This is a genomic window from Alkalibacterium sp. (genome assembly GCF_046484155.1).
In the GTDB taxonomy this organism is placed as follows: Bacteria; Bacillota; Bacilli; order Lactobacillales; family Carnobacteriaceae_A; genus Alkalibacterium.
In genome coordinates, this window is sequence record NZ_JAWOBT010000047.1 from 19,098 (window position 1) to 44,910 (window position 25,813).

Genomic DNA, 25,813 nt, shown 5'->3' on the forward strand with positions numbered 1-25,813 from the left:
TTTTGAAGCATATTATTTGTTCGGTATACTAGAAAAACAGCTAAAACTTTTGATAAAAAAGAGTTTTAGTTGTTTTTTTTTACTCAGAAACGTATTCTAATAATAGACTATGGAATAAGAAGGGAGATTATTATGAAGGTCACTGTTTTAGGTTTCTATGGAGGTTATCCAACTAAAGGGGTAGGGACAAGTTCCTACTTGATTGAATTAAATGACTTTCACCTTTTGCTTGATGTCGGAAGTAACAGTTTATTAACGTTGGAAAAGTACGTTGATCCGATCGATCTGGATGCTGTTTTGTTGTCTCATTACCATCATGATCATATTGCTGACTTAGGTGTCTTGCAATTTACTCGTTTATTAAAAAGAGATGACAAAGGAAACAAGCCTCATCTATTACCCATCTATTGTCATAACGAGGATGTAGATAATTTCAATAAAATGTCTTTTGAAAATGTCAGTCAAGGCATTGCTTTTAATGAAGAGTCGGAACTGACTATTGGACCATTCAAGATCGAACATATGAAAACACTTCATCCTGTACCGTGCTATGCATTTAGAATTACCGAAGAAAAAAGTAATAAGACAATGGTCTTTACTGCTGATTCTGGATATAAAGAGGATTTTATAGGATTTGCTAAAGATGCAGATTTACTGATAGCAGATAGTAATTTTTATGAGGGAATGGAAAATCATACTGTGCATATGACAGCTAAAGAATGTGGGAGAATAGCAAATAAGGCAAACGTCAAGAAGCTGCTACTCACTCATTTACCCCAAACGGGAGATCTGAATCAATTAGTTGAACAAGCACAAGATGAAGCACCATCTATACCGATCGAACTAGCACATAAGGAAATGATAATAAATGTTTAAGGAGAGAAGATAATATGTACTATGTTAAAAATGAGCGTGACGGGAAAGAGATCCATGATCCGAGAATTAATTTAGCTATAGAATATTACTTGTTAAATGAAGTCAAATTAGATGAACCGATTCTTTTATTTTACATTAATAATAACTCAATCATTATTGGACGAAATCAGAATACATATGAAGAGGTCAATACTTCTTATGTGGAAGAGAATGAATTAGAAGTTGTTCGTCGTTTTTCTGGTGGAGGAGCAGTATACCATGATATGGGCGTCTTGTGTTTCTGTTTTATCACTGAAGATGATGGTGATTCTTTCCGAGATTTCAAAAAATTCACTTTACCTGTTATAGATGCTTTGCATGAAATGGGGGTAGAAGGAGCTGAATTAAAAGGAAGAAATGATTTGGTCATTGATGGGAAGAAATTCTCGGGAAACGCTATGTATGCTAAAAATGGTCGCATGACGGCTCACGGAACACTGATGTTCGATTCGCAAATTGAAGCGATAGTAAAAGCTCTAAAACCAAAAAAACATAAATTAGAATCAAAAGGAATCAAATCCATAAGAAGTCGTGTAACTAATATCAAACCTTTCTTGGATGATTCATATCAGTTTATGAATGCAAAAGACTTTAGAGATCAATTGCTTCTTCATATCTATGATACTGATTCCAAAGAAAATATAAAAGAATATGTGTTGACAGATGAAGATTGGGAAAAGATAGAAGTTTTTGCTAAGCGGTATACGGCTAACTGGGATTGGAATTATGGAAAATCTCCTGAATTTGATATGGAACGGAGTGAACGACTCTCTGTGGGAACGGTAGAAGTCAAGATGAATGTTAGAAAAGGTAACATCGAAGACATCCGTATTTATGGAGATTTCTTTGGTCTAGGTGAAATAGAAGATGTGGAAAACAAATTTAAGGGTATTCCTTATACGAGAAAGGCTATCAAAGAAACTTTCGATAACATTGATAAAAATAAATATTTTGGCAATGTTGATACAGATGAATTAGTCGATTTATTTTACTGATTTAATAATAGCTTACAAAAAAAGTGTGACCAGCTGATTAGTTTAATCAGCTGTTCATGTTTTTTTTGTTCAAATTGACAACCTTTATTTATAATAATTATAAATTGATTTAAAATATAAAATTAAGTAATGTTAAAAAAACCTTATCCTGTAGGGTTTTATATTAATTTTTCGAATAAAAAGAATGAATTTGACGGAAAAATGACAAAAGGGGTTTACATTCCGTCACATTTAAGCTATTATAATAATTGTAAACAGTTTCACTCGGTTTTATTAATTAAACATAATTGAGGGGAGAAATACATAATGGTTACATTATTCACAACACCTAGTTGCACATCTTGTCGAAAAGCAAAAGCATGGTTAGAAGAGTACGACATCCCTTATACAGAGAAAAATATGGCTCATAATCCTTTGGAAATTGAAGAAATAAAAGCTATCATGCGATTAACTGAAGGTGGAACGGAAGATATCATATCTACACGGTCCAAAGCATTTAAAGAATTAAATATCGATTTAAATGAGTTGTCTTTAAAAGAATTGTTTGTATTGATTCAAGACAATCCAACATTGATCAGAAGACCAATTATCTTAGATGAAAGAAGATTACAAATTGGGTATAACGAAGATGAGATTCGTCAGTTTGTACCGAGAGCAATCAGAGAAATCGAATTACAGAAAGCACAACGGTTAGTAGCTTTAACACAAAGTTAAATAGTTTATAAAAAGAATCGACAATTACATTTGTCGATTCTTTTTATAAACTGTCACATTTCTACATCGATTTACATACAGTTGTTACTTGTATTTAGAGAACAGCTTTTGTATAATAACTAGAGTGCTATCTATCGATAGTACAGTAAAATTATCCCAGCGGGACGTTTATTCCAAAGAAATGCGAGGTGTGGAATAATGGAAATAGAATATATCAACGATGATACTATTCGTGTGGTCATTGAAAACACTGATTTAGAAGAACGTGGTATCACTTTTCTTGATTTGTTAGGAAATCAAAAACAAATTGAAAAGTTTTTTTATAGTATCTTGGAAGAAGTTGATATTGATGAAGAATTTCAAGAATCTGAAGCGGTCACTTTTCAAGTCATGCCGAATAATAACGGATTAGAATTATTTATTAGTAAAGGAACTAATTTTAAAGAAGAAGTTGATTCGCTAGACACGTTGAAAGAGCAAATTGATGATAATATTAATCAAAATGAGGAATCACTTGATGAAATTGATGAATACACTAAAGGTGATAACACGACCAAAAAAGTCGTGATTGCTTTAGAGAGTTTTGAACAGATGATATCACTTTCCAAATCATTGTTTTTAGAAAGTGGCATGTCAACTCTTTATAGCTACAAAAATAGATACTATCTTCATTTAACTTTCTTTGTAGATGAGATGGTTGAAAAGACAAGTGATGAGGAAATAGCCATTGCTTTAGAGTTTGGAAATAAAACGAATACAACGCCGGAAGTCTTGAATGAATATGCCGAGAAAATAATGGAGAAGAACGCATTAGAGTTAACACGCTATCACTTCAAATGAAAATTATAATAACTAGTAAAACCCACAGAAATTTAATTTTCTGTGGGTTTTTTCGTTACAAAAAAAATAGTTAGTAAATATTAATACTGTAAGAAAAGAAAATAAGCGAGGCGATTTAATAATGTTTATAGCAATTGATAAGCAGTGTAACATTATAAAAGCTAGTGATTATAATTATAATGAAGAATGTTTCTGTCCGGCTTGTAAAGAAGAAGTGATTTTCAAGAATGGGTCGATTTATCAATCTCATTTTTCACACCGGAATAATAGTAATTGTAAGACTTTCTCCGAGGGTGAAACTGAGGAGCATATGGAAGGGAAGCTGCTGCTTTATAACTGGTTTAAAAAAGAAAAAATAGAGGTTCAATTAGAAGCGTTTTTACCTGCATTAAAACAGCGACCAGACCTGCTCATCAATTATAAAGGAATAAACATAGCTATTGAATATCAGTGCAGTCCTATTTCGAAAGAGATGATAACATCCAGAACTAGAGGTTACAAAAGAAACGGGTATTATGTTTTTTGGATTTTAGGTCCTAAATTAAAAGTATCAGAAAAATTTAATACAATACATTTTACCTACATATCAATGGATTCAAATGAAAGGTTTTATTTGTTTCAATTAGATCAGAAGAGAAAAAAGCTGGAAATGTTATCAGATTTTTCAGGTTCCCACAGTAAGATTCACTACACTAAAAAGAGTTTGACTTTCTCCAGCACATTAAAAGATATATTCAGGACTCCCGGTAAGAAGGAAAGAACCGGTCAGTTCGTTGTTAAAAATAAAAAAGAGCAAAAAGAGTATTTATATCAGTTATCTTTTTATAAATATGAAAAAAGCAGACACTTTTTTGAACTTATGTATGAGAGTGGTGTGTCTATTGAGTCTTTACCTAATACTATTTTCTATATTGTTCCGAACGAATGGATGATCGCTACATTTTCATATCAATGGAAATTCTTAATGTTAGTATGGTTGGGGAATTTTGAATCCTATCATGTTATAACGACAAACGTTATGGTACGTAAAATTAAAGAATGGGAAAATGAAAAAGAGCTCGTTTTTCAAGGTATGCCCAATGTGAATGCTGCTTACTTAAACCAGCCTTTTTTTGAGTATATTGAAAAATTATGCGCAAATGAAGTAATGAAAAAAGTCGGTGATGAAAAATGGATTCGCCATAAAAACATTTTCAGAGAATGAGGATTAAATGAGTAGGGAAGAGTGATAAATTAAAAAAGCAATAGATATTCTATTCGTTTTCAAATTATGTTATCATTGATTTGTTCATAAAAGTATAGGAGGAAGTTTAATGACTGAATCAAAAGTATTGCCTTTAAGAATTGAAATACCTTTAGAACAAACGTGGGATCTTACTGTTATTTATAAATCTGATGAAAAATGGGAGGAAGATTTCAAAGATACTGAAAAGTCGTTAAAAGATGTCAAAAAATTTCAAGGAAAACTTGGAATTGATGCAAAGACATTTCTTCAGGCACTGGAGTCGATGCTGAATCTTTCCAGAAAAGTAAGTGCCCTTTTTGTTTATGCCCATTTAAAAAATGATCAGGATACTGCAAATAGCACCTATCAAGCAATGAATGATAGAGCGCGTTATCTTGCCGCTTTATCTCAAGAAGCTACGTCCTGGTTTGAACCGGAACTAATCGCTTTACCTGAAAAACAACTAGCCAATTATTTTGAAGAAAAAGAAGAGTTAGAACAATATAAACATTACATCTCACAATTGACTGCCAATAAAGCGCATGTACTTTCAGCTGAAATGGAAGGTTTGTTAGCAGCTGCGAGTGAAGTGCTTACTTCTTCAAGCCAAACATTCAGTGTCTTGAATAACGCTGATTTGAAATTTCCGATGGTCAAAGGGGAAGATGGAGAAGATGTCCAGTTATCTCATGGAATGTTTGGAGAACTTCTAGAAAGTACTAATAAAGAAGTAAGAAAAGAAGCGTTTGAGAAAATGTATGAAGTCTATGAAAGCTTTAAAAATACATTTGCCAGTACCTTGTCAGCCAACGTCAAACATCATAATTATCAAGCGAAAGTCCATCATTTCAAATCAGCTCGAGAAAGTGCTTTATCTGATAACCATATTCCGGAAGCTGTTCATGATACTTTAATCGAAGTAGTAAATGATCATTTGCCTCTTCTGCATAGATATATGAACTTGAGAAAACAGGTGCTAGGATTAGACGAATTGCACATGTTCGATTTATATACGCCTATTACTGGAGAAGCCAGCCTGAAATTCACTTATGAAGATGCAAAAGAAAAAACATTCGAAGGATTAGACGTACTCGGACCTGAATATAAAGCTGTTTTGGATGATGCTTTTAATAGCCGTTGGATTGATGTTGTTGAGAACAAAGGAAAACGGAGCGGGGCTTATTCTTCAGGTATGTATGACACCAATCCTTATATCTTATTAAACTGGCACGATTCGCTCAATCATCTTTACACGCTTGTTCACGAACTAGGCCATAGTGCGCATAGCTACTTTACCAGAAAGAATCAACCGTATGTATATGGTAACTATTCTATCTTTTTAGCAGAAATTGCATCTACAACGAATGAAAATTTACTTACTGATTATCTACTAGAAACAACCAAAGATCCTAAAGCAAGAGCTTACGTCTTGAGCCATTATTTAGATGGGTTTAAAGGCACCGTCTTCCGACAAACACAATTTGCTGAATTTGAACACTTTATGCATGAAGAAGTTGCAAAGGGTACGCCACTAACAGCAGACTATTTGAGCGAAAATTATAGAAATCTAAATGCAAAATATTACGGAGATGCCGTTGAAAAAGATGATGCCATCCAATTTGAATGGGCACGTATTCCACATTTCTACTATAATTATTATGTATATCAATATTCAACAGGTTTTTGTGCTGCCACAGCGTTAGCTGACAAGATTTTGAAAGAAGAAGAAGGCGCATTAGATAAATACCTTTCATATTTAAAATCAGGCAGCAGTGATTATCCAATTGAAGTAATGAAAAAAGCAGGCGTTGATATGACTGAAAGAGATTATTTAGAGAGAGCAATGACAGTGTTTGAAGAACGTTTAGATGAGTTGGAAAAAGCTTTGAATTCTATTTAAAACAGACAGTTTAAAGCAGATAAGAGCAAGGATTTTAGATATGATTTTACCAATAAAAAAAACATAAAAAAGCCATTCTCCTTTATTCAATTGAAAAACTGAATATCGTGAGAGTGGCTTTCTTAAAAAAATATGACGTTCAATTGATTCTTACATCATTTGTAGTAGGGACAAACGATTAACATTAGATTTTTCAACTTGGACTTTTTCGTCACAAAATCCATGAAGTAATTGTTTGGTAATGGAATTTTCAACCTGGTAGCCATAGTCATCATTGTTCCCAGAATATAGAACACAAGAAGGCGCATTTTGTATATTCATTTCTTGGGCTAAACTCTGATCTTTTTTAAATGCTGATTTTGAAAAATCGGATTGAATATCTTCTTCAAACATTTCTAAATCCAGTTTAATCAATTCAGCAATTTCAGTAAATAATTCTTTAGTCACTTCTTTGCCTTCGTTGATAACTTTACCTTGTAAAGCCATCAAAAAATTTCTGCCTTTTTTTCTGCCCTGCATCGAAGCGGATTGAAAGGCTAAGCTAGCATAAAAGGAGTCGGTGTAGAGTTGATTTCGATGGGCTAGAGTCGGATTATCAGTTTCTTTGATAATGTTTCCGATAGTGTGGAAATTTAGTAAAGGAATAAAGCGCACGTTGACTTTCTCATCTCGTTCACTAGAAAACGATTCAATTATTCTTTCGGTTTCAAAACATGTCGGCCCTAATGGATTTACAAATAAGAAAACTTCAATTATATTATTTAAAAACATTTCAACACTCACCTAGTTTATATTTTGTCTTAACCAAATCAATCTATATAGAGTTTCTTTGTTCCTAATTGATTACATTACATAGATTAACAAATAAAACTAGTTTTATATAATATTCTGCCTAAAAATAGCAGGAAAAAAAATCCTTTGTAACAATTCAGTCACAAGCATAATGAATTACTTATCTCAAATGAATTTTGCTTTAAAGGCACGAGCAATTTTATTTGTTGTGGGTCTTAGAGGTATACCGTTATCCTTCAGTATTTGATTAAATAATGCTTCACCAGTAGATTTTGAATCTGATTCAATTTCCAGCTCAAAATCTTGTTGGTTAGAGTAATAACTTTTGTCTAATACAATGATAGAATGTGGATCGATCACTTCTAATCGATCAGTCTTTAGTTCAGCTATTATAAAAACACTTGGATCGATTGAAATGTTTTCTTTTTTGAGAACAGAGATAAGATCCTCGGGCAATGTAAAGGTACCGGATGCAATCATTTTTTTTGCGTTATCAGTATCTAAATCAATTGTTGTTTCCGTATGATGTCCTTCAAATGGAGTCTTTAAAGTCATTTCGGCATGATTTCCCTTTATTCTTATTCTAAGTGCACATTGATTGTTTTTCAAAGTATGGTCTTCGGTGTCGAAATAGTAATTCTCTTGAGTAACGGGTATGGCTTCGTCATTGAAAAATATTTGTTTTAGTTTCATGTATTCTGCTTCGGTTAATAAGTTTTTGTATTCGATTTCTACTTCTTGTTTCATATCAGTCCCTCAATTCCCTTGCTACGGTATTTTATGAAAATATGTTACAATGATATCAATAATAACAACTAAATTAAAGTAGAGAAGGTTGAGGATATGAATAGAGATTGGGAACTTTTCCTGCTTCCTTACGACCAGACAGTTGATGAATTAAAAGTGAAGTTACGAGGTTTGAGAGGGATGTACCTTTTAAGAAAAGAACATGGCCCCATAGAATTTGTAACAGGTCGAGTCAAGCCTATCAACAGTATTTTATTTAAATCTAAAACGAGAAACATTTCACTCGATAAGCTTGAAACTGATATGGAAGATTTAGCAGGGATTAGAATTATGTGTCCTTTTGTAGAAGATATACATGATGTGGTAGCTATGTTGAAAAAGCGCAATGATATTAAAGTAGTGTACGAAAAGGATTATGTTAACCATAAGAAAGATAGTGGTTACCGGTCATATCATTTAATATGTGAGTATCCGGTTCAATTAATCGATGAAGTAAAAGTGGTTTTAGTGGAAATCCAGATCAGGACCCTGGCCATGAATTTTTGGGCTTCTATAGAGCATTCACTCAATTATAAATATCAAGGTGAATTCCCGGATGAAATTAATAGAAGATTACAGAAAGCTGCTGAATCAGCTTTTCAATTAGATGAAGAAATGTCTACCATTAGAGAAGAAATAAAAGAAATTCAAAAGGACTTCCGTTATTCTCAAGAGTAATTGATGTAAAGGAAGGAAAGTTATAGTGAAAATTGCAATCGTTCAGAACAATACTGAAGAATCAATAGGAGTAACGCGCGAACTAAAGAAATTACTGGATAATACCATGTTGGAGATCGTCACTCATCAACCGGATATTATAATATCTGTCGGGGGAGACGGAACATTATTGTCAGCATTTCATCGGTATGCTCACCTCTTGGATAGTGTTCGTTTCATAGGGGTTCATACGGGGCATTTAGGCTTTTATACAGATTGGAGACAGTATAATTTAGCTGAATTAGTTGATAGCTTAGAAAACGATAATGGTGAATTTATAGACTATCCATTACTTGACGTTGAGGTCATCTACAAGAACAAGCTGAAAAACAAACACTTTTTAGCATTAAATGAATCTATTGTCAAAATCGCTGATGGAACTCTAGTTTGTGATGTTTACATTAAAGAGGAGCACTTTGAACGTTTTAGAGGAGATGGTGTATGCATATCTACACCTACCGGCTCAACCGGCTACAATAAATCCATTGGCGGTGCAGTGTTACATCCAAGATTGGAAGCCTTACAATTGACCGAGATAGCGTCACTGAATAATCGTATATTCAGAACGCTCAGCTCACCAATGATTATAGCTCCTAATGAATGGATAAAAATAAAGCCAATTGCTACGACTAAATTCACTTTAACCATTGATCAATTAGTTTCAGCCGAGACTGAAGTTGACTACATACGATTTCAAATTGCAAAAGAACGTATCAGGTTTGCGCAATATCAGCATACTCATTTTTGGAATCGTGTGGAAGATGCTTTTTTAGGAGTAAAATCAAAAAATGAAGATAGAATGGACAGTTGAGAGTCACCAACCAATGACTCTGAAATCGTTTCTAAAAACAAAAAACATTTCCAAACGACTTCTTGCAAAAGTAAAGTTTCAAGGGGGGCGTTTAGAAGTTAATCATGAACTCAGTCGTGTCAGGAAAATGGTATTGCCGGGGGATTTTATTTCTCTAACTATACCTACTGAAGCCAGCAACGATATTTTGGAAATCTCGCATGAAAAGATTGAGGTCTTATTTGAGGATGATCATTTTCTTATCCTCAATAAACCAAGTAAAGTCCCTTCCGTCCCCTCATCACTCTATAAAAATCATACGATGGCAAATCGAGTGAAGGGGTATATCGAAAAGAATGAGTATAAGCATAAAACAATACACATTGTTACACGTTTGGACAAAGATACTTCGGGTGTCATGATTTTCGCTAAACATTCCTTAGCCCATTCTTATTTAGATCAACTATTACAAAATAAAGAGCTCTATAAGGAATATGTTGCATTTGCTGAGGGGATAATAGAGAAATCTTCAGGACTTATCAATAAGCCGATTGGTCGGATGGAAGATTCGATCATTAAGAGGCAAATCGATGATTTGGGGAAACCTTCGCTAACGGAGTATTGGGTGAAACGAAGATATGCTAATGCGACAAAAGTAAAAGTTCAATTGCACACGGGAAGAACGCATCAAATCAGAGTGCATTTTGCCGCTTTAAATCATGGCTTGATTGGAGACACATTATATAACTCTAAAGCAAATAATAATCTTATTGACAGGCAAGCTTTGCACTGTGCCAAAGTTAGCTTCAAGCATCCGTTTACAGACCATCAGCTTGAAGTAGAAGCTCCCTTATCGGAAGATTTGATTTTATTAAGTAATCAATTGGAGAGTATGCGTCGTGACTAGAAAATATAAGCGTAAAAAGACAAATATCAATAAACCCTTATCCATTTTATTGACGACACTACTTGTTAGTGTTGCTTTTTTATTGGGGTCATGGTTTGGAAAAAATAACATTTCTTATCAATGGATAGAAACGTATGCAAATGAGATATCTTCTCAAATCCGTTCACTCGGCTCATATTTCAATAAGGACAAAAAAAGTGAGAAACTGGCCGACTATCATTTTTTTGACATGGGCCAAGCATCATCCGTCTTATTGAAAGGATATGACGGCACAACGATATTGATCGATACGGGACGTTATAATGACAGTGAACCGCGCATCATTGACTATCTGAATGCTGAGATTGGAATTGGAGCAGAAATTGATTTACTCATATTCACTCATAACGATGCGGATCATATAGGGAATGGCGATTTAGTGCTGGACTATTTCCAAGTTAATGAAGTGTGGATGAATGGGATGGATCATACAAGTCAAACGTACAGTAGATTATTGGACGCTTTGCTAAAGTCAGACGCGATATATACTGAGCCGAAAGATGGTTACACGACAGAGATGGGTGCATTCTCAATCGAAGTCTTTCATCCATTGGAAAATGAAAAGCAAAGCAATCAAAATGATGAGTCCATTGTCACACGTATTACGCTTGGGGACACAGTATTGATGCATACGGGTGATGTAAATGCTGACGTTGAAAAGCGTATTTTAAACGAAGCGTCCGCAAGTCTTCAATCTGACATTATGGTGTTAGGTCATCACGGTTCGAATGAAAGCACGAGTGAGAAATGGTTACAAGCAATCAATCCATCCGTTGCTGTATATCAGGCTGGCGTTGGAAACCAATATGGACATCCTCATAGAGAGATTCTCCAATTATTTGATAATCATCCAGCAGAGCTTTTAGGAACGGATAATTATGGAACGATTCATATTGTTGTTAACGAGAACAATGAAATCGATATCTTTACCGAGGAGGAAGGGTAATGTATGTGGTGCTGGAAGAAATCGAAAATAACGTAGCTTGTTTGATTCCGGATGATGAAGATGACCCTATCTATGTTCCAGTTTCGATCTTACCCCCAGCATATGAATTTGGGGATGTTTTTGTTATAAGAATAAGAGACAACGGTCAATTTGTATTAGAAAAAGACAATGCAGAAAAAGAAAAAAGATTATCTGAAAATAAACTAAAAAGACAAACGCTACTAAAGAGATCAGATGATAAAGAACAAAAATAAGAGAAAGATTTAAATAGCTTTTTGCATGAAGTGATGTGGTATGTCGGCATCTAAAAATCCGTCACCTTCTACAGAATAGCCGATTTTTTCGTAAAATGAGATGGCATGGTCTTGTGAATCAAGAACAAGACGTGAGGCATTTAATTGTTCTTTGGCAATTTTTTCGATTTGCTCGAGTAGCAGTTTACCTAGGCCTTGTTTTCGATAAGCAGCAAGAACAGCGACGCGTTGTATTTTCACCGATCCATCCTCTTTTTTAAGTAAACGAGCAGTACAGACAGGGGACTTGTCTTTGTATCCAACGATATGCAAGGTTTTATCCTCCAAGTCATCAATTTCTAATGATTCATCAACTTGTTGTTCCTCTATAAAAACTATCTTTCTTATCTCTATGGCATCAAGGTAAATTTGAGAAGATGTGTCGGTAGTAGTAAGAAAATTCATAGTATCCCTCTTTTCTGAAATTATGTCTTACTATAGCAATATTTAACATTTAGGTCAATATATCCGCAAATGCTCTTTTAATAAAGCATCAGGTCTACTATAATGTAAGAGAAATGATTTAATAAGAGGGGGATAAAGTGATCAATTGGAAAGAATCCAAATTAATGTTCTGGACGGTTTGGTTATTGGCAGTTGCCATACTTATTTACTTGCTCCAACGCATTGATTTTATATTGAATCCGTTAATGGGCATACTAACTGCATTATTCATGCCATTGCTTCTTGCCGGTTTCTTGTATTATTTATTGAATCCTCTAGTTAAATTGCTCGAACGTTTCAGAGTGAAAAGGATAGTTGGTATCATAATTGTAATGATATTATTAGTTGGTTTCATTGTCATCTCGATTCTATTGGGCATTCCTATGCTGATAGAGCAAACATCCAATTTGATTTCCGGTATACCTGAATTAATAAGTGGACTGGAAATATACACGAACCGCTTGGCAGAAGAACCGTGGATGCAGCAGATCGATATCAACTTAGCTTTAGAGAATTTGGAAATGTGGATGAGAGATATTGGGTCACGTTTCTTAACTGGAATTGTCTCAGGGGCAGGAAGCGCTATTCAGGCTTTTACTGAAGTAGCCTTCTTGTTGATCACAGTTCCAGTCATATTATTCTACATGCTTCATGACGGTAAGAAATTTTTACCCCATGTTGTCGACATTGTGCCATTAAAGTATAAAAGGAATGTCAAAGAAATCATTATGAAAACTGATGATACGATTTCAAGTTATATTAGCGGGAAAGGGTTGGCGTCCTTACTAGTAGGCGTCCTACTCTTTCTCCTGTATTCAGTAGTCAATCTGCCTTCTGCCTTTCTGTTATCAATTTTTGCGGCTATTACTAATTTCATCCCTATTATTGGTCCATTTATTGGTGCAGGACCGGCAATCGTGGTTGGACTGATCGAATCACCGGCACGGGCAATACTGGTAGCTATCTTTGTTTTAATTGCTCAACAATTGGACAGCAATTTCTTCACGCCTTTATTAGTCGGTAAATCCTTGGCAATTCATCCGCTGACAGTTATATTGGTGTTATTGGCTTCCGCAAAAATTGCTGGGTTGATTGGAATGTTGATAGGCGTACCGCTTTTTGCTATTTTGAAGACAATAGGAACCTATCTATTTAAAATGTATCGAGAAGAAAAGTTAACTAAGTATTCATCATTAGAAAAAAAATAAATATAAAGATTAAGGACGTTTACATTGACTGAAAATAAAAATAATGAGTTAAATAAAGAAGTGAAAAGAAGAAGAACGTTTGCTATTATTTCCCACCCCGACGCGGGTAAAACAACGATTACCGAACAATTATTACTTTTCGGTGGCGCTATTAGAGAAGCCGGAACAGTTAAAGCAAAGAAATCTGGTAAATTTGCAAAATCTGACTGGATGGAAATAGAGAAACAAAGAGGTATCTCTGTCACAAGTTCAGTTATGCAATTTGACTACGAAGACAAACGTATCAATATTTTAGACACTCCCGGACATGAAGATTTTTCCGAAGATACTTACCGTACATTAATGGCGGTGGATGCTGCTGTCATGGTCATTGATAGCGCAAAAGGTATAGAGGAACAGACTAAGAAATTATTTAAAGTTTGTCGTATGAGAGGCATTCCGATTTTCACTTTCATGAACAAGCTAGACAGAGATGGTAGAGAACCTTTAGAACTCATAGAAGAATTGGAAGAAGTGTTGGAGATCGATGCTTATCCAATGAACTGGCCGATAGGATCTGGTAAAACCTTATTAGGACTATATGATTTATACCACAATCGAATTGAAGCATTTAGACCTGAAGAATCAAATAAGGGCGAACGATTTATCCCGCTTAATTCAGAGGGGGAGATTGAAGGCGAACACAATATAAAAAAAGATAGCCTGTACAAGCAAGTGCTTGAAGAGGCTCTGCTTCTTAAAGAAGCGGGGAATGAGTTTTCTGAAGAAGCTATCGCCGCAGGGAAATTGACACCTGTATTTTTTGGTTCTGCCTTAAATAATTTTGGCGTACAGACATTTTTGGAAACCTTCCTGCAATTTGCTCCCGAGCCATCTTCTCACAAAACAAGAGAGGGAGATACCGTTCTGCCTACAGAACCAACTTTTTCAGGATTCGTATTTAAAATACAAGCCAACATGGATCCGCGTCATCGAGATAGAATTGCGTTTTTAAGAATATGCTCCGGTAAATTTGAAAAAGGGATGGACGTGACATTATCACGTTCAGATAAAAAAATCCGACTCTCAAATTCAACTCAATTTATGGCTGAAAGTAGAGAAATTGTTACCGATGCTGTAGCAGGAGATATTATTGGCCTTTATGATACAGGTAATTTTCAAATAGGGGATACTTTATATGAAGGCAAAGATAAGATAGAATATCAAGAGTTGCCACAATTTACACCTGAACTATTTATGAAGGTTGAACCGAAAAACGTTATGAAGCAAAAATCATTTCATAAAGGGATCAATCAACTTGTGCAAGAGGGTGCAATTCAACTCTATAAATCCTATCACACAGAAACCTATATTATCGGTGCTGTCGGGCAACTTCAATTCGAGGTTTTCGAACATCGAATGCGAAATGAGTATAACTCGGAAGTCATTATGACTTCGATAGGTAACCGTATCGCCAGATGGGTCGATCCGGAACAATTGGATGAAAATATGGGGTCAAGTAGAAATATGCTTGTAAGAGATCGCTTCGATCAGCCGCTATTCTTATTTGAAAACCGGTTTGCTATGAGATGGTTCAGCGATAAATACCCAGAAGTCGAACTGACGTCATTATTATAATAAATAAAAAAACATTAACATTCAGGTTCAATACAATGAACCTGAGATGTTAATGTTTTTTTTGAATAAAGAATGAGCCGTTTGTTTGATGATTGAAATTTAATTGGATTAAGGACTGGAATTAATCAGAACCCGTTTCTCCACTATCGTTACTTTGCATTTCACTAACAGATTTAGATGGGGATTTTTTAGTAATAACGATAGCATCATTTTCAACTGTTGCCAATATTTCTCCTGGTTCCGGATTGTTTAAATAAAATTCAGCGATTTTATCTTCAATTTGTTCTTCAATGACTCTTCTTAAAGGACGTGCTCCCATTTTAGGGTCATAACCCAAGTCAACCAGTTTTTCTTTTGCCTGCTGATCGACATTCAGCGTGATTTCGTGTTGGCTCAAAGCGTCATTGACATCGTCCAGCATCAAATCAACTATTTCCAGGAGGTTCTCCTTTGTAAGAGAGTTGAATTCTACGATGCCATCAAAACGATTTAAAAATTCTGGCTTAAAGTAATCCTGAAGATGATTTAAAATAGAATGCTGTTCACCGCTAAGTTGCGCTCCAAAGCCTACACTTGATTCAACATTTGTTGTACCCGCATTACTTGTCATAATAATGATGGTTTCTTTAAAGTTAACTGTTCTTCCTTGAGCATCAGTTAAGCGTCCATCGTCTAAAACTTGTAAAAACATATGCAGAACATCCGGGTGAGCTTTCTCAACTTCGTCAACCAAGATTAAACTATACGGATTCCGTCTTATTTTTTCGGTTAATTGCCCTGCTTCTTCATACCCAACATATCCTGGCGGTGAACCAATGAGCTTAGACGTACTGTGTTTTTCCATGTATTCACTCATGTCTAAACGTACATAGGCATCCTTGCTTCCAAATAATTCTAGGGCCAATGTCCTAGCCAACTCTGTTTTCCCTACACCTGTTGGACCTATAAACATAAATGATCCGATCGGACGGTTTTTCTGTCTTAATCCAATACGATTTCTACGAATCGCTCTTGCTACTTTATCAATAGCTTGATCTTGACCAATAACATGACGTCTAAGCGATTTGTTTAAATCTTTTAATTGTGTTTGTTCTTTCTCTTTTAATTCTCCAACAGGAATGCCTGTTTTAATTTCAATGATATTGATAATATCTTGTTCAGTTACTTCAGGTTGTTCAGACTGAGGCATCTGCTGATTGATCATTTCTTTGAATTTCGCTGCCTGGTCACGATAAAATGCCGCTTTTTCATAATCTTCTTGATCCAAAGCTGCCTGTTTGCTTTTTTCCGCCTCGCTTATTTTATCTTCCAAAGCTTTTGGATCAACAGACTGAATGGTCAAATTCTTTTTAGAACCTGATTCATCCATTAAATCAATGGCTTTGTCAGGCAGGAAACGGTCCTGGATATAGCGATGTGATAATTCAACCGCACTTTTTATCGCTTTGTCTGAATATTTAACATGATGATAATCTTCGTATTTCTTTTGAATGCCTTTTAAAATAGTCATGGTTTCTTCTAACGAAGGCTCGTTCACTCTGACTGGCTGTAACCGACGTTCCAACGCAGAGTCTTTTTCTATTCTTCTGTATTCATTTAGGGTCGTAGCACCAACCAGCTGCAGTTCGCCTGTGGCTAATGCGGGTTTCAAGATGTTACCAGCATCCATACTACTTCCTTCAGCAGTTCCGGCACCAACGATTTCATGCACTTCATCGATGAATAAGATGATATTATCATCTTCACTTAATTCATTCATCAACTGGTACATGCGTTCTTCAAATTGACCTCTAATACCTGTTCCTTGAACGAGGGAAGCGACATCTAGACGAATGACTTCCTTATCCTGGAGCTTTTGAGGGACGTCTCCGTTTACTATTTTAAGAGCTAGACCTTCAACGATTGCTGTTTTACCAACACCAGCTTCTCCTATCAGCACCGGATTATTTTTTTTCCGTCTATTTAAAATTTCGATGACGCGTTCGATTTCTTTATCGCGGCCGATTATTGGATCTATTTTCCCATCTTTAGCCAGTTGATTTAGATTAACACCATACTCACCAAGTAACCCACCGCGACCTCCGCCATGTCTGGGAGGTTGTTGGTTGTTCCCGGGGAATTGTTGAGTCGGCGGGATAGGCGGCTGTGCATTGGGGTTTTGTCTTTGCGATAATGCTCTAAACAGATCATCAAATTGATTAAATCCAAAGGGATCTTGATTGTTTCCTTGATTTAAACGTCCCTGCTGTTCCTGCTGTTTTAATTCACGATAACATTTCTGACAAAGATCAATTTCTTGTTTGCGGCCATTGACGACTGTTGTTAAATGAATCGTGGCAGGTCGTTCTTTACAACGTTGACAAATCATTGTATATAACATCCTTTCATTCATATTTTAATTTTATTATACTCGTAATTTTGTCAAAGGTCAGTTCAAAACGGTTGAGGATATAAATATATAGGCCATTTATCTGACCAATATTGACCTTTAATAATTATATTATACATTGACCAATTTTGACTTTCAAGTACTAAATAGGTGGACTGAGAAAAAATAGTTGTAGGTAAAGGAGAAAAATGGTAATCTGTTAGAGAAGAAAGAATAAAATGGAGGTTTCCTGGGAAAGTACTGTCCAAAAGATATAATCCCATAAAGCGTTGACATTTTATTCCTTTCGATAAAAAATACTTTATTTAAAAGGAGAAATTCAAATGGAAAAAAGAGAATACACAATCATTGCAGAAACAGGGATTCATGCTAGACCAGCTACTTTATTGGTTCAACAAGCTAGCAAATTCAACTCAGATATCACTCTAGAATATAAAGGTAAATCTGTTAATTTGAAATCAATCATGGGAGTTATGTCTCTTGGTGTTGGTAAAGGTGCAGAAGTTTCAATTACTGCCGATGGCGCTGACGAAAAAGAAGCTATTGAAGGAATTGAAGGAACAATAAAAAATGAGGGAATGGCTGAATAATGACTTTAAAAGTATCCGGGATTGCAGCAAGTGATGGAATCGCTCACGCAAAAGCTTACTTACTAGTTGAACCAGATTTAACTATTGAAAAAATCGAGATCTCTGATACTGATTCTGAGATGACTCGTTTAGCAGAAGCTATGGATAAAGCTAAAGAACAATTAACTAAAGTCAGAGCTATTGCTGCTAAGTCATTAGGTGAAGATGAAGCGCAAGTTTTTGATGCTCATATTATGGTATTATCAGATCCAGATTTAATAGATCAGGCAAAAGCAGTGATCGATAGCGAAAATGTTAATGCTGAATTTGCTTTCAAACAAGTGACTGATACGTTCATTACAATGTTTGAGGGAATGGAAGATAATGCTTATATGCAAGAGCGCGCTGCTGATATCCGTGATGTCAGAAAACGTGTACTAGCTAATCTGTTAAATGTTACCTTACCATCTCCAGCAACAATTGAAGAAGAAGTTATCATTATTGCAGAAGATTTAACACCAAGTGATACAGCCCAACTGAATAAAAAATATGTTAAAGCTTTTGTAACAAATGTCGGAGGTCGAACATCTCATTCTGCAATCATGGCTAGATCATTGGAAATTCCAGCAATCGTTGGAACGAAAGATATCACAGAGCGAGTATCTGAAAATGATATGTTGATCGTAGATGGTTTAGAAGGCGATGTTTACATCAACCCTTCTGAAGACGAGATTTCAGCTTTCAATAAGAAAGCTAAAGAACATGATGAATTGAAAAAAGAATGGGATCAATTATTAAACGAGCCTAGTGTCACTAAAGATGGCAAACATGTCGAGTTAGCTGCGAATATTGGTACACCAAAAGATTTAGAAAGTGTTAAAAACAATGGTGGAGAAGCTATTGGTTTGTACCGTACAGAATTCTTGTATATGGATTCTACGGAACTACCAACAGAAGAAGACCAATATAAGGCATATAAACAGGTATTAGAAGGTATGGGTGATAAGCCGGTTGTTGTGAGAACAATGGACATTGGCGGAGATAAAGAGCTCCCATATTTGAAATTACCAAAAGAAATGAATCCATTTTTAGGTTATCGCGCTATTCGAGTTAGTTTAGACCAAGATTCTATTTTCAGAACACAATTAAGAGCTCTACTGCGTGCCTCAGTTCACGGATCATTACGTATTATGTTCCCGATGATCGCTACGTTGCCAGAGTTTAGAGAAGCTAAAGCTATGCTAGAAGAAGAGAAAGCCTTGTTGCTTAAAAAAGGGATCAAGGTAGCTGATTCTATTGAAGTAGGAATCATGATTGAGATCCCTGCTGCTGCAGTATTAGCGGATCAATTTGCTAAAGAAGTTGACTTTTTCAGTATCGGAACAAATGATTTAATTCAATATACTATGGCTGCAGATAGAATGAACGAACGTGTTTCTTATCTGTATCAACCATATAACCCTTCAATCTTACGCCTTGTAAAAATGGTCATAGATGCAGCGCACAAAGAAGGCAAATGGGCAGGTATGTGTGGAGAAATGGCTGGAGATCAAATCGCAGTCCCTCTGTTAGTAGGACTAGGATTAGATGAATTTTCTATGAGTGCAACAAGCATTCTTAAAACAAGAAGCTTACTCAAAACATTGGATTCTAATAAGATGAAAGAATTGTCTGAAAAAGCTCTATCCGAATGCACAACTGTGGATGAAGTTATTGAATTAGTTAATCAATATGTAGAAAATTAATTAAGAAGATTGAGTCCTCTTCGGGCTCAATCTTTTTTTTTACCAATCTTTTTTTAGGAGTGAAAAAATGAGGAAAATAGGATTTATTGGTACAGGCGTGATGGGGAAATCAATTATAGGTCATCTGTTAGACAATAATTATACGGTAACCATATATAACCGGACAAAATATAAAGCTGAAACGCTCATAAGAAAAGGTGCAATATGGAGAGACTCACCGAGTAAGGTTGCTGATGAATCAGATGTGATATTTACCATGGTCGGCTATCCTTCTGATGTAGAAGATGTGTATTATGGTAAATCGGGTATCTTTGAAGCGGATATATCAGATAAAGTACTTATCGACTTAACGACCAGCACCCCGTCAATGGCTGGGAAAATAAGCCTGACAGCGTTACAACACAATGCTAGAGCATTGGATGCGCCAGTGTCCGGTGGAGACTTAGGCGCCAAGAATGGAACGCTAACGGTGATGGTAGGTGGGGAACAGGAAACCTATGAGTCAATAAAAAGTCTCTTTAATCTTTTCTCATCCTCGCTTGAGCTTCATGGACCAGCTGGTAGTGGCCAACATACAAAAATGGCGAACCAGATTATGGTGGCGGGAACAATGACGGGTTTAACAGAAATGCTGGTATATGCTGAAAAAGCTGGATTAAATCTTGAAAAAGTAATCAAGACAGTAGGTGGAGGAGCAGCCGGGAACTGGTCATTAGAAAATTATGCTCCGAGAATTCTAAAGGAAAATTATTCACCTGGTTTTTTTGTTAAACATTTTATTAAAGATTTAACTATAGCCTTGGAGGAAGCTGAAAAGATGCAGCTGAATTTACCCTCAACGAGACTAGCTAAAGAACTTTATGATCAATTGAGTCAAGCTGGATATGATGATGCCGGGACTCAAGCGTTAATCAAATTGTGGTGGGACGTTGAGTAATAGAGTGTCCAGCTAGTCGTTATAAAATAAGAGAATCACCGGTATGTTTATCCGGTGATTCTCTTATTATTTTTGGACTATTGTTCACGTAAGTCGGTTACATATTGAGCAAGGCGATCCATAGCTATTTCTATGTCTTTCAAGCTGGAAGCATAACTGATTCTGAAATAGCCTTCTCCTGCATCGCCGAAAGCGTCTCCTGGAATCATGGCAACCTTGAAATGTTTCGCGAATTCATAACAAAAATCATAGCTTGTCATCGGCAGGTCTTTAGGTAAAGAAGCAAAGACATAGAATGCTCCTTTGGGTTCAGTAAAGGTTAAATTCAATTCTCGTAAAGCCTGTGTAACGGTATTACGACGTTTTTTATAAGCTTGCTTCATGGGAAGAGCATCGTTGATGCCATGGGTCAAGGCTTCGATTCCAGCATATTGTGTGATACTTGAGGCGCTTGTAACAAGCGCCTGATGTGTTTTTAAAAGTTCAGTTGTCAAACTTTCCGGTGCAAAAATCAGACCCAAGCGCCAGCCTGTCATAGCGTGAGATTTAGAAAGGCCATTGATCACGATGGTTTGACTTCTTAAATACTCTCCAAGTGAGACATGGATCTGATCATAGACAAGTTCACTGTAGATCTCGTCACTTATAACCAGCATATCAGGATAGGTTGAGAGTGTTTGTGCTAAGCTAATAACATCGTCTTTAGTCCAAGTGACACCAGTAGGGTTATTTGGATAATTCAAGATAATGGCTTTAGGTATCTTATCTAGATTTTGAATAGCTTTGTCTATCGTATCAGAGGTGATTAAAAAGTCAGTTTCAGAAGTGTCTATATAAATCGGTGTTGCCTGGCTCATTCTCACTAGAGAATCATAGAGAGAAAAAAATGGAGAAGGGATTAAAACATAGTCTCCAGGATTAAGAATCGTAAATAAAGAAGTGGCTAACGCTTCGGTAGCTCCAACTGTAGCAATTACTTCAGTCTGCGGATCGTATTTAAGGTTGTATTTAATCTCTACAAATTTCGATGCAGCTTCTCTGAGTTTAATGTCTCCGGCCGTACTGGTGTAGAAGGAAAAATCAGAATCGATTGCTTCTTTGGCAGCATCTTTAACGTGCTGTGGTGTCGGAAAGTCTGGTTGTCCAAGGGTTAATCGTATCAAGGGCTCAAAAGCAGAGACATGGTCATCGAATTGTCTTATTTTAGAAATATTCAAAGCTCTTATTTCATGATTGAAAATATAAGTGGGTATATGTGTCAAGGGTTCTCCTCCTATTTTAAATTAGTTTACCATAATTTTCACAAATAAATGATAGTGAATTCGAATAACGAAGTCAAGAATGACAATAAATCCTTAAATCGTATTGCATCTAATGTAATTCGAGCTGAAATCTGTTAGAATAAAAAAGTGAAGAGACAAAAGAATAAGAAAGGGGAAAACAAATGAAACCATCCCAACTTATACCAATTATCAGACGTTTAGAAGCAATGCGTGAAGATCAATCGGAAGAAGTGCAAGTTAGACGTTTTGAGAGTGACGGTGTTGAAAAATGTATCGTGCGTTATGATGGTAAGTCTAAAATGTTCGAACTTGAAGATCGTACAGCTCAGCAAACATATGAATTCGATAATATTGATTATGTGGCTGTTGAAATACTCGAATTAGTCGAACCTGCTTCATCTACCGAAGAGTAAGGAGTGCACAAAAGGAAGTGCTTTGTGTGCTTCCTTTTTTTTAGAAAATCCCCTTTCGTGCATTGAAATAATAGTTTAGGAGGGAAATAATGCTGAGTAGTTTTAAGCCCACGTGGATGGTTGAATCCATATACCAAATTACTCCAGAGCAATTAAAAAGTGCCAACATAAAAGCTATATTGACAGATTTAGACAATACGCTAATTGCCTGGAATAATCCAGAAGCAACTGAAGAAACTATTCGATGGATCAAACTAATGAAAAAAAATGATATCAAAGTTGTTATTCTTTCAAATAACTCCAATAAAAGAGTGAAAAAAGTAGCGAGTATACTGGAATTAGATTTTATACCAAATGCATTGAAACCATTAACGATAGGCTTTAAAAAAGCTATTAAAAAGTATTCTTTCCCAAGAGAAGAATGGCTGATGGTCGGAGATCAGGTTATAACGGATATAAAAGGCGCAAATAACGCGGGATTCAAAAGTGTATTAGTTAAACCTATCTTAGATTCCGATGCATGGAATACACGATTAAACAGATTCGTAGAATTGAAAATAATGAATTATTTAATAAAAAAAGATTCAGAAATGAAATGGAGAGATACGATACATGGCAGACGAATTAATGAATAACGAAATGAGATGTATTGGCTGTGGGGCTGTTTTACAATCAGAAGATGAAGCGAAGTCTGGTTATCTTCCGGCTTCCGTATTAAGTGAAAGTGATTCGGAAGATAACGTATATTGTAAACGGTGCTTTCGGTTAAGACACTACAATGAAGTTCAGGATGTTGAGCTAAATGACGATGACTTTCTAAATATGCTTCAAGAATTGAATCAGGAGGATGCTTTAATAGTCAACGTTATAGACATATTTGATTTCAATGGAAGTATTATTTCAGGCATTCAAAGGTTTGCGGGTAACAATCCTATAATAATTGTAGCAAATAAAAGTGACCTTTTACCAAAAGTTCATCGAAAAAGTAAGTTACGTCAATGGGTGACAGAGCAAGTGCAAAGTCATGGCATCAGACCTCAAAATGTTTATTTAGTTAGCGCATTAAACAAAGAGTCTGTTACAGAATTTATGGAAGCCTTAGAAAAAGAACGTAAAGGTAAAGATGTTTATGTCGTAGGAACAACTAATGTAGGCAAATCAACATTAATCAATCAAATAATCAATATTGCTACAGAGTCTGAGAACACAATTACGACATCTTATTTCCCGGGAACGACTTTGGGTAAAATTGAAATCCCACTGGGTAATAAAAAGGTGCTCGTAGATACTCCCGGAATTATACAGAAAAATCAGTTGTCACAGTATTTAAATCCACAAGAATTAAAGATCATCACCCCAAGAAAAGAAGTGAAACCAAAATCCTATCAATTGAACGATAATCAGACATTGTTCTTTGGCGGCTTAGCTAGATTTGATTACTTGATGGGAGAAGGAAAGCAGTCTTTCGTCTGTTATGTTTCAAATGAAATAACTATTCACCGAACGAAGACGGAAAAAGCAGATGAATTATACGAAAATCATTTAGGCGAGTTGCTGTCTCCACCTAATGCTGAATCCGTCGCTTCTTTCCCTAAATTAAAGCGTCATGAATTTAAAATCAAAGAACCGTCAGATATAGTGTTTAACGGCTTGGGTTGGGTGTCCATCGATGCTACAGATATACAAGTAGCAGGTTGGGCGCCAGAAGGCGTGGATGTTATAGTGAGAAAACAGCTTATTTAATAAATGTAAAGACACAGAAAAGAGGATCGATATGAAATTAACAGGTAAACAAAAACGTTTTTTGCGTGCTGAAGCAAATCGTTTATCACCCATTTTTCAAATTGGGAAAAACGGTTTAACTATTGAAATGGTTGAAGAATTTGAAGAATCGCTTGGAAATAAAGAATTAATGAAAGTACAGCTGCTTCAAAATACTGACTGGACAGCTTCTGAAGCTGTAGCCTTTATTGAAGAAAATTCTGACATTACTGTCGTACAAAAAATTGGCAAAGTATTAGTTTTGTTCAAGCCTTCTGACAAAGAAAAGTATCAACGTTACTCTTCTCGCTTGCCTAAATCCAATCATTCATAAAGGGGAGGATGACCGTTGTTAAATATAGTTGCGAACGTCGTTGAACCAAAAGTAGTCGACGAGCTGTATGAGACGATTCCACTGAGAAAAGTAGGCATATTAGGTGGGACATTTAACCCTCCACATTTAGGGCATTTAATTATTGCTGAACAAGTAAGATGCCAGCTGGGTTTAGAAAAAGTAATGTTTTTACCGAGTGCTGATCCCCCACACAAGAAAGAAAAGAAAACGATCGCTGCCAAACACAGGATAGCAATGATACGTGCATCGATCTCATCTAACGACGGATTTTCATTGGAAGAGATCGAGATACAGCGTGGTGGCAAAAGTTACACTTACGATACAATCGTTCAACTGAAAGAAATGAATCCTGATATAGAATTTTATTTTATTATCGGAGCGGATATGGTAGAGGATTTGAAAAACTGGTATAAAATTGACGACCTTTTACAGATCGTTCAATTTGTAGCGGTTAATCGTCCTTCCTACACTTTAAATACGTCTTATCCAGTTATTACAGTTGATGTACCAAACATTGATATTAGTTCGAGCTTGATTCGTCAAAAAGCTATGGATAACTGTTCAATAAAATATTTAGTTCCTCCAGAAGTCGAGAAATATATCGGAAGTGAAGGATTATATAAAAATGAGAAAAATTCAGATGGATTATCAAAATGATTTTATTAGTTTAAGCAGAAAAGAACTAGTGAAAATCATGAAGGATGCGATGAGTCAACGAAGATACAGGCACGTATTAAGAGTGGAAAAAACGGCTATAGAGCTTGCTGAAAAATACAATATAGATAAAGAAAAGGTAAGTATTGCTGCTTTAGCGCACGATTATGCGAAAGAAAAACCTGATGAAGAAATGCGTGATTTAATTATTAGTGAAAATCTGGAATTAGACATGTTGCAGTTTGGAAGTAATATTTGGCATGGTCCTATCGGGGCAGTCCTCATGAAGAACGAATATCAACTAGAAGACGAAGATATTTTAGAAGCTATAAAATATCATACCATTGGAAGTCCGACAATGGGTGAAATCGCTCAAATTATATATGTTGCTGATTATATAGAGCCTAATCGCTTACACAAAGGTGTAGATAAAGCAAGGAAATTAGCTGAAAAAGATCTGTCAGCAACCGTTGCTTATATCACCAGACAAACATTAAAACATTTAATTGACAGAAAAAATAAAATATACCCCAAAGCTGTTGAGACATATAACGCTTGGGTTGTAGAAAAATAAGGGGA

General features: G+C 35.7%; 26 protein-coding genes and 1 pseudogene. 22 read left to right on the forward strand and 5 right to left on the reverse strand.

Features of this window, described 5'->3' with window-relative positions; genetic code table 11:
* The first annotated feature begins 132 nt into the window (after positions 1-132).
* The 6 genes from R6U02_RS03605 (at position 133) to pepF (ending at position 6,589) form a co-directional block, all read left to right on the forward strand.
* On the forward strand, positions 133-876 hold the full coding sequence (locus R6U02_RS03605; protein ID WP_410262269.1) for an MBL fold metallo-hydrolase: 744 nt from the start codon (positions 133-135) through the stop codon (positions 874-876).
* A gap of 14 nt (positions 877-890) precedes the next feature.
* Complete coding sequence (locus tag R6U02_RS03610) at positions 891-1,910, forward strand: lipoate--protein ligase (RefSeq protein ID WP_410262270.1); 1,020 nt, start codon at positions 891-893, stop codon at positions 1,908-1,910.
* Positions 1,911-2,216: 306 nt separating this feature from the next.
* Entirely contained in the window at positions 2,217-2,624 is a 408-nt protein-coding gene (gene spxA / locus R6U02_RS03615; protein WP_410262271.1) for a transcriptional regulator SpxA, read from the forward strand.
* A gap of 198 nt (positions 2,625-2,822) precedes the next feature.
* Positions 2,823-3,464 (forward strand): adaptor protein MecA, encoded by a 642-nt coding sequence (locus R6U02_RS03620; RefSeq protein ID WP_410262272.1) that lies wholly within the window; start codon positions 2,823-2,825, stop codon positions 3,462-3,464.
* Positions 3,465-3,585: 121 nt separating this feature from the next.
* Positions 3,586-4,668 (forward strand): competence protein CoiA, encoded by a 1,083-nt coding sequence (locus R6U02_RS03625; protein ID WP_410262273.1) that lies wholly within the window; start codon positions 3,586-3,588, stop codon positions 4,666-4,668.
* A gap of 109 nt (positions 4,669-4,777) precedes the next feature.
* On the forward strand, positions 4,778-6,589 hold the full coding sequence (gene pepF, locus R6U02_RS03630; RefSeq protein ID WP_410262274.1) for an oligoendopeptidase F: 1,812 nt from the start codon (positions 4,778-4,780) through the stop codon (positions 6,587-6,589).
* Between the two features lie 150 nt (positions 6,590-6,739).
* Here the strand turns inward: pepF and R6U02_RS03635 are convergent, their stop codons facing one another.
* On the reverse strand, positions 6,740-7,360 hold the full coding sequence (locus R6U02_RS03635; RefSeq protein ID WP_410262275.1) for a DsbA family protein: 621 nt from the start codon (positions 7,358-7,360) through the stop codon (positions 6,740-6,742).
* Positions 7,361-7,546: 186 nt separating this feature from the next.
* Complete coding sequence (locus R6U02_RS03640) at positions 7,547-8,128, reverse strand: CYTH domain-containing protein (protein WP_410262276.1); 582 nt, start codon at positions 8,126-8,128, stop codon at positions 7,547-7,549.
* 96 nt (positions 8,129-8,224) lie between these two features.
* On the opposite strand from R6U02_RS03640, the gene R6U02_RS03645 reads away from it, so the two are divergent.
* From R6U02_RS03645 to R6U02_RS03665, 5 genes are read left to right on the forward strand one after another with little or no spacing between them, the layout of a single operon-like run.
* Entirely contained in the window at positions 8,225-8,845 is a 621-nt protein-coding gene (locus R6U02_RS03645; protein ID WP_410262277.1) for a GTP pyrophosphokinase family protein, read from the forward strand.
* A 25-nt stretch (positions 8,846-8,870) separates the two neighbouring features.
* Entirely contained in the window at positions 8,871-9,695 is an 825-nt protein-coding gene (locus R6U02_RS03650) for an NAD kinase (RefSeq protein WP_410262278.1), read from the forward strand.
* Positions 9,673-10,581 carry an RluA family pseudouridine synthase gene (locus R6U02_RS03655; RefSeq protein WP_410262279.1) on the forward strand — a complete coding sequence of 303 codons (909 nt, stop codon included), beginning with the start codon at positions 9,673-9,675 and terminating at the stop codon, positions 10,579-10,581. Before R6U02_RS03650 ends, R6U02_RS03655 begins: the two co-directional genes overlap by 23 nt.
* Complete coding sequence (locus R6U02_RS03660; protein WP_410262280.1) at positions 10,574-11,566, forward strand: ComEC/Rec2 family competence protein; 993 nt, start codon at positions 10,574-10,576, stop codon at positions 11,564-11,566. Before R6U02_RS03655 ends, R6U02_RS03660 begins: the two co-directional genes overlap by 8 nt.
* A gap of 5 nt (positions 11,567-11,571) precedes the next feature.
* A complete protein-coding gene (locus tag R6U02_RS03665) occupies positions 11,572-11,820 on the forward strand; it encodes a DUF3006 family protein (protein WP_410262281.1) in 249 nt (82 codons plus the stop codon).
* Between the two features lie 9 nt (positions 11,821-11,829).
* Here the strand turns inward: R6U02_RS03665 and R6U02_RS03670 are convergent, their stop codons facing one another.
* Positions 11,830-12,264, reverse strand: coding sequence for a GNAT family N-acetyltransferase (locus R6U02_RS03670; RefSeq protein ID WP_410262282.1), 435 nt, complete (start codon positions 12,262-12,264; stop codon positions 11,830-11,832).
* 137 nt (positions 12,265-12,401) lie between these two features.
* Here R6U02_RS03670 and R6U02_RS03675 point away from each other — a divergent pair, with 137 nt between their 5' ends.
* Both R6U02_RS03675 and R6U02_RS03680 read left to right on the forward strand, forming a co-directional pair.
* Positions 12,402-13,511, forward strand: coding sequence for an AI-2E family transporter (locus R6U02_RS03675; protein ID WP_410262283.1), 1,110 nt, complete (start codon positions 12,402-12,404; stop codon positions 13,509-13,511).
* 24 nt (positions 13,512-13,535) lie between these two features.
* A complete protein-coding gene (locus tag R6U02_RS03680; protein ID WP_410262284.1) occupies positions 13,536-15,128 on the forward strand; it encodes a peptide chain release factor 3 in 1,593 nt (530 codons plus the stop codon).
* A gap of 121 nt (positions 15,129-15,249) precedes the next feature.
* Here the strand turns inward: R6U02_RS03680 and R6U02_RS03685 are convergent, their stop codons facing one another.
* Complete coding sequence (locus tag R6U02_RS03685; protein WP_410262328.1) at positions 15,250-17,496, reverse strand: AAA family ATPase; 2,247 nt, start codon at positions 17,494-17,496, stop codon at positions 15,250-15,252.
* A gap of 344 nt (positions 17,497-17,840) precedes the next feature.
* Between R6U02_RS03685 and R6U02_RS03690 the strand changes: the two genes are divergently transcribed.
* The 3 genes and pseudogenes from R6U02_RS03690 to R6U02_RS03700 all read left to right on the forward strand — a co-directional run.
* Complete coding sequence (locus R6U02_RS03690) at positions 17,841-18,107, forward strand: phosphocarrier protein HPr (protein ID WP_410262285.1); 267 nt, start codon at positions 17,841-17,843, stop codon at positions 18,105-18,107.
* Positions 18,107-19,831, forward strand: a complete 1,725-nt coding sequence (gene ptsP / locus R6U02_RS03695) for a phosphoenolpyruvate--protein phosphotransferase (RefSeq protein ID WP_410262286.1) — start codon at positions 18,107-18,109, stop codon at positions 19,829-19,831. The genes R6U02_RS03690 and ptsP overlap by 1 nt, the downstream gene beginning before the upstream one ends.
* A 64-nt stretch (positions 19,832-19,895) precedes the next feature.
* Positions 19,896-20,768: pseudogene (locus tag R6U02_RS03700) on the forward strand (NAD(P)-dependent oxidoreductase); the annotation flags it as partial.
* Between the two features lie 77 nt (positions 20,769-20,845).
* On the opposite strand, the gene R6U02_RS03705 reads toward R6U02_RS03700, so the two are convergent.
* Positions 20,846-22,030: an aminotransferase class I/II-fold pyridoxal phosphate-dependent enzyme gene (locus R6U02_RS03705; RefSeq protein WP_410262287.1), complete on the reverse strand. Its 1,185-nt coding sequence runs from the start codon at positions 22,028-22,030 to the stop codon at positions 20,846-20,848.
* Positions 22,031-22,212: 182 nt separating this feature from the next.
* Between R6U02_RS03705 and R6U02_RS03710 the strand changes: the two genes are divergently transcribed.
* The 6 genes from R6U02_RS03710 to yqeK all read left to right on the forward strand — a co-directional run bounded on the left by R6U02_RS03710 (position 22,213) and on the right by yqeK (position 25,808).
* Positions 22,213-22,464 (forward strand): YkuJ family protein, encoded by a 252-nt coding sequence (locus tag R6U02_RS03710; RefSeq protein WP_410262288.1) that lies wholly within the window; start codon positions 22,213-22,215, stop codon positions 22,462-22,464.
* An 89-nt stretch (positions 22,465-22,553) separates the two neighbouring features.
* Positions 22,554-23,099 carry a YqeG family HAD IIIA-type phosphatase gene (locus tag R6U02_RS03715; protein ID WP_410262289.1) on the forward strand — a complete coding sequence of 182 codons (546 nt, stop codon included), beginning with the start codon at positions 22,554-22,556 and terminating at the stop codon, positions 23,097-23,099.
* The gene (yqeH, locus tag R6U02_RS03720) at positions 23,092-24,207 is read left to right on the forward strand and encodes a ribosome biogenesis GTPase YqeH (protein WP_410262329.1); all 1,116 of its coding nucleotides are present in this window, start codon (positions 23,092-23,094) and stop codon (positions 24,205-24,207) included. Before R6U02_RS03715 ends, yqeH begins: the two co-directional genes overlap by 8 nt.
* A gap of 31 nt (positions 24,208-24,238) precedes the next feature.
* The gene (yhbY, locus tag R6U02_RS03725) at positions 24,239-24,559 is read left to right on the forward strand and encodes a ribosome assembly RNA-binding protein YhbY (protein ID WP_410262290.1); all 321 of its coding nucleotides are present in this window, start codon (positions 24,239-24,241) and stop codon (positions 24,557-24,559) included.
* A gap of 15 nt (positions 24,560-24,574) precedes the next feature.
* Positions 24,575-25,237 (forward strand): nicotinate-nucleotide adenylyltransferase, encoded by a 663-nt coding sequence (locus R6U02_RS03730; RefSeq protein ID WP_410262291.1) that lies wholly within the window; start codon positions 24,575-24,577, stop codon positions 25,235-25,237.
* Positions 25,221-25,808: a bis(5'-nucleosyl)-tetraphosphatase (symmetrical) YqeK gene (yqeK, locus tag R6U02_RS03735; protein WP_410262292.1), complete on the forward strand. Its 588-nt coding sequence runs from the start codon at positions 25,221-25,223 to the stop codon at positions 25,806-25,808. The genes R6U02_RS03730 and yqeK overlap by 17 nt, the downstream gene beginning before the upstream one ends.
* Positions 25,809-25,813: the final 5 nt, after the last annotated feature.

Coding starts and splice junctions, on each gene's coding strand:
- ptsP (WP_410262286.1), top strand. CDS start 18,107: ATGACTTTAAAAGTATCCGGGATTGCAGCAAGTGATGGAATCGCTCAC.
- R6U02_RS03655 (WP_410262279.1), top strand. CDS start 9,673: ATGAAGATAGAATGGACAGTTGAGAGTCACCAACCAATGACTCTGAAA.
- R6U02_RS03715 (WP_410262289.1), top strand. CDS start 22,554: ATGCTGAGTAGTTTTAAGCCCACGTGGATGGTTGAATCCATATACCAA.
- R6U02_RS03620 (WP_410262272.1), top strand. CDS start 2,823: ATGGAAATAGAATATATCAACGATGATACTATTCGTGTGGTCATTGAA.
- pepF (WP_410262274.1), top strand. CDS start 4,778: ATGACTGAATCAAAAGTATTGCCTTTAAGAATTGAAATACCTTTAGAA.
- yqeH (WP_410262329.1), top strand. CDS start 23,092: ATGAATAACGAAATGAGATGTATTGGCTGTGGGGCTGTTTTACAATCA.
- R6U02_RS03670 (WP_410262282.1), bottom strand. CDS start 12,264: ATGAATTTTCTTACTACTACCGACACATCTTCTCAAATTTACCTTGAT.
- R6U02_RS03640 (WP_410262276.1), bottom strand. CDS start 8,128: ATGAAACAAGAAGTAGAAATCGAATACAAAAACTTATTAACCGAAGCA.
- R6U02_RS03690 (WP_410262285.1), top strand. CDS start 17,841: ATGGAAAAAAGAGAATACACAATCATTGCAGAAACAGGGATTCATGCT.
- yhbY (WP_410262290.1), top strand. CDS start 24,239: ATGAAATTAACAGGTAAACAAAAACGTTTTTTGCGTGCTGAAGCAAAT.
- yqeK (WP_410262292.1), top strand. CDS start 25,221: ATGGATTATCAAAATGATTTTATTAGTTTAAGCAGAAAAGAACTAGTG.
- spxA (WP_410262271.1), top strand. CDS start 2,217: ATGGTTACATTATTCACAACACCTAGTTGCACATCTTGTCGAAAAGCA.
- R6U02_RS03610 (WP_410262270.1), top strand. CDS start 891: ATGTACTATGTTAAAAATGAGCGTGACGGGAAAGAGATCCATGATCCG.
- R6U02_RS03605 (WP_410262269.1), top strand. CDS start 133: ATGAAGGTCACTGTTTTAGGTTTCTATGGAGGTTATCCAACTAAAGGG.
- R6U02_RS03645 (WP_410262277.1), top strand. CDS start 8,225: ATGAATAGAGATTGGGAACTTTTCCTGCTTCCTTACGACCAGACAGTT.
- R6U02_RS03685 (WP_410262328.1), bottom strand. CDS start 17,496: ATGATTTGTCAACGTTGTAAAGAACGACCTGCCACGATTCATTTAACA.
- R6U02_RS03710 (WP_410262288.1), top strand. CDS start 22,213: ATGAAACCATCCCAACTTATACCAATTATCAGACGTTTAGAAGCAATG.
- R6U02_RS03625 (WP_410262273.1), top strand. CDS start 3,586: ATGTTTATAGCAATTGATAAGCAGTGTAACATTATAAAAGCTAGTGAT.
- R6U02_RS03635 (WP_410262275.1), bottom strand. CDS start 7,360: ATGTTTTTAAATAATATAATTGAAGTTTTCTTATTTGTAAATCCATTA.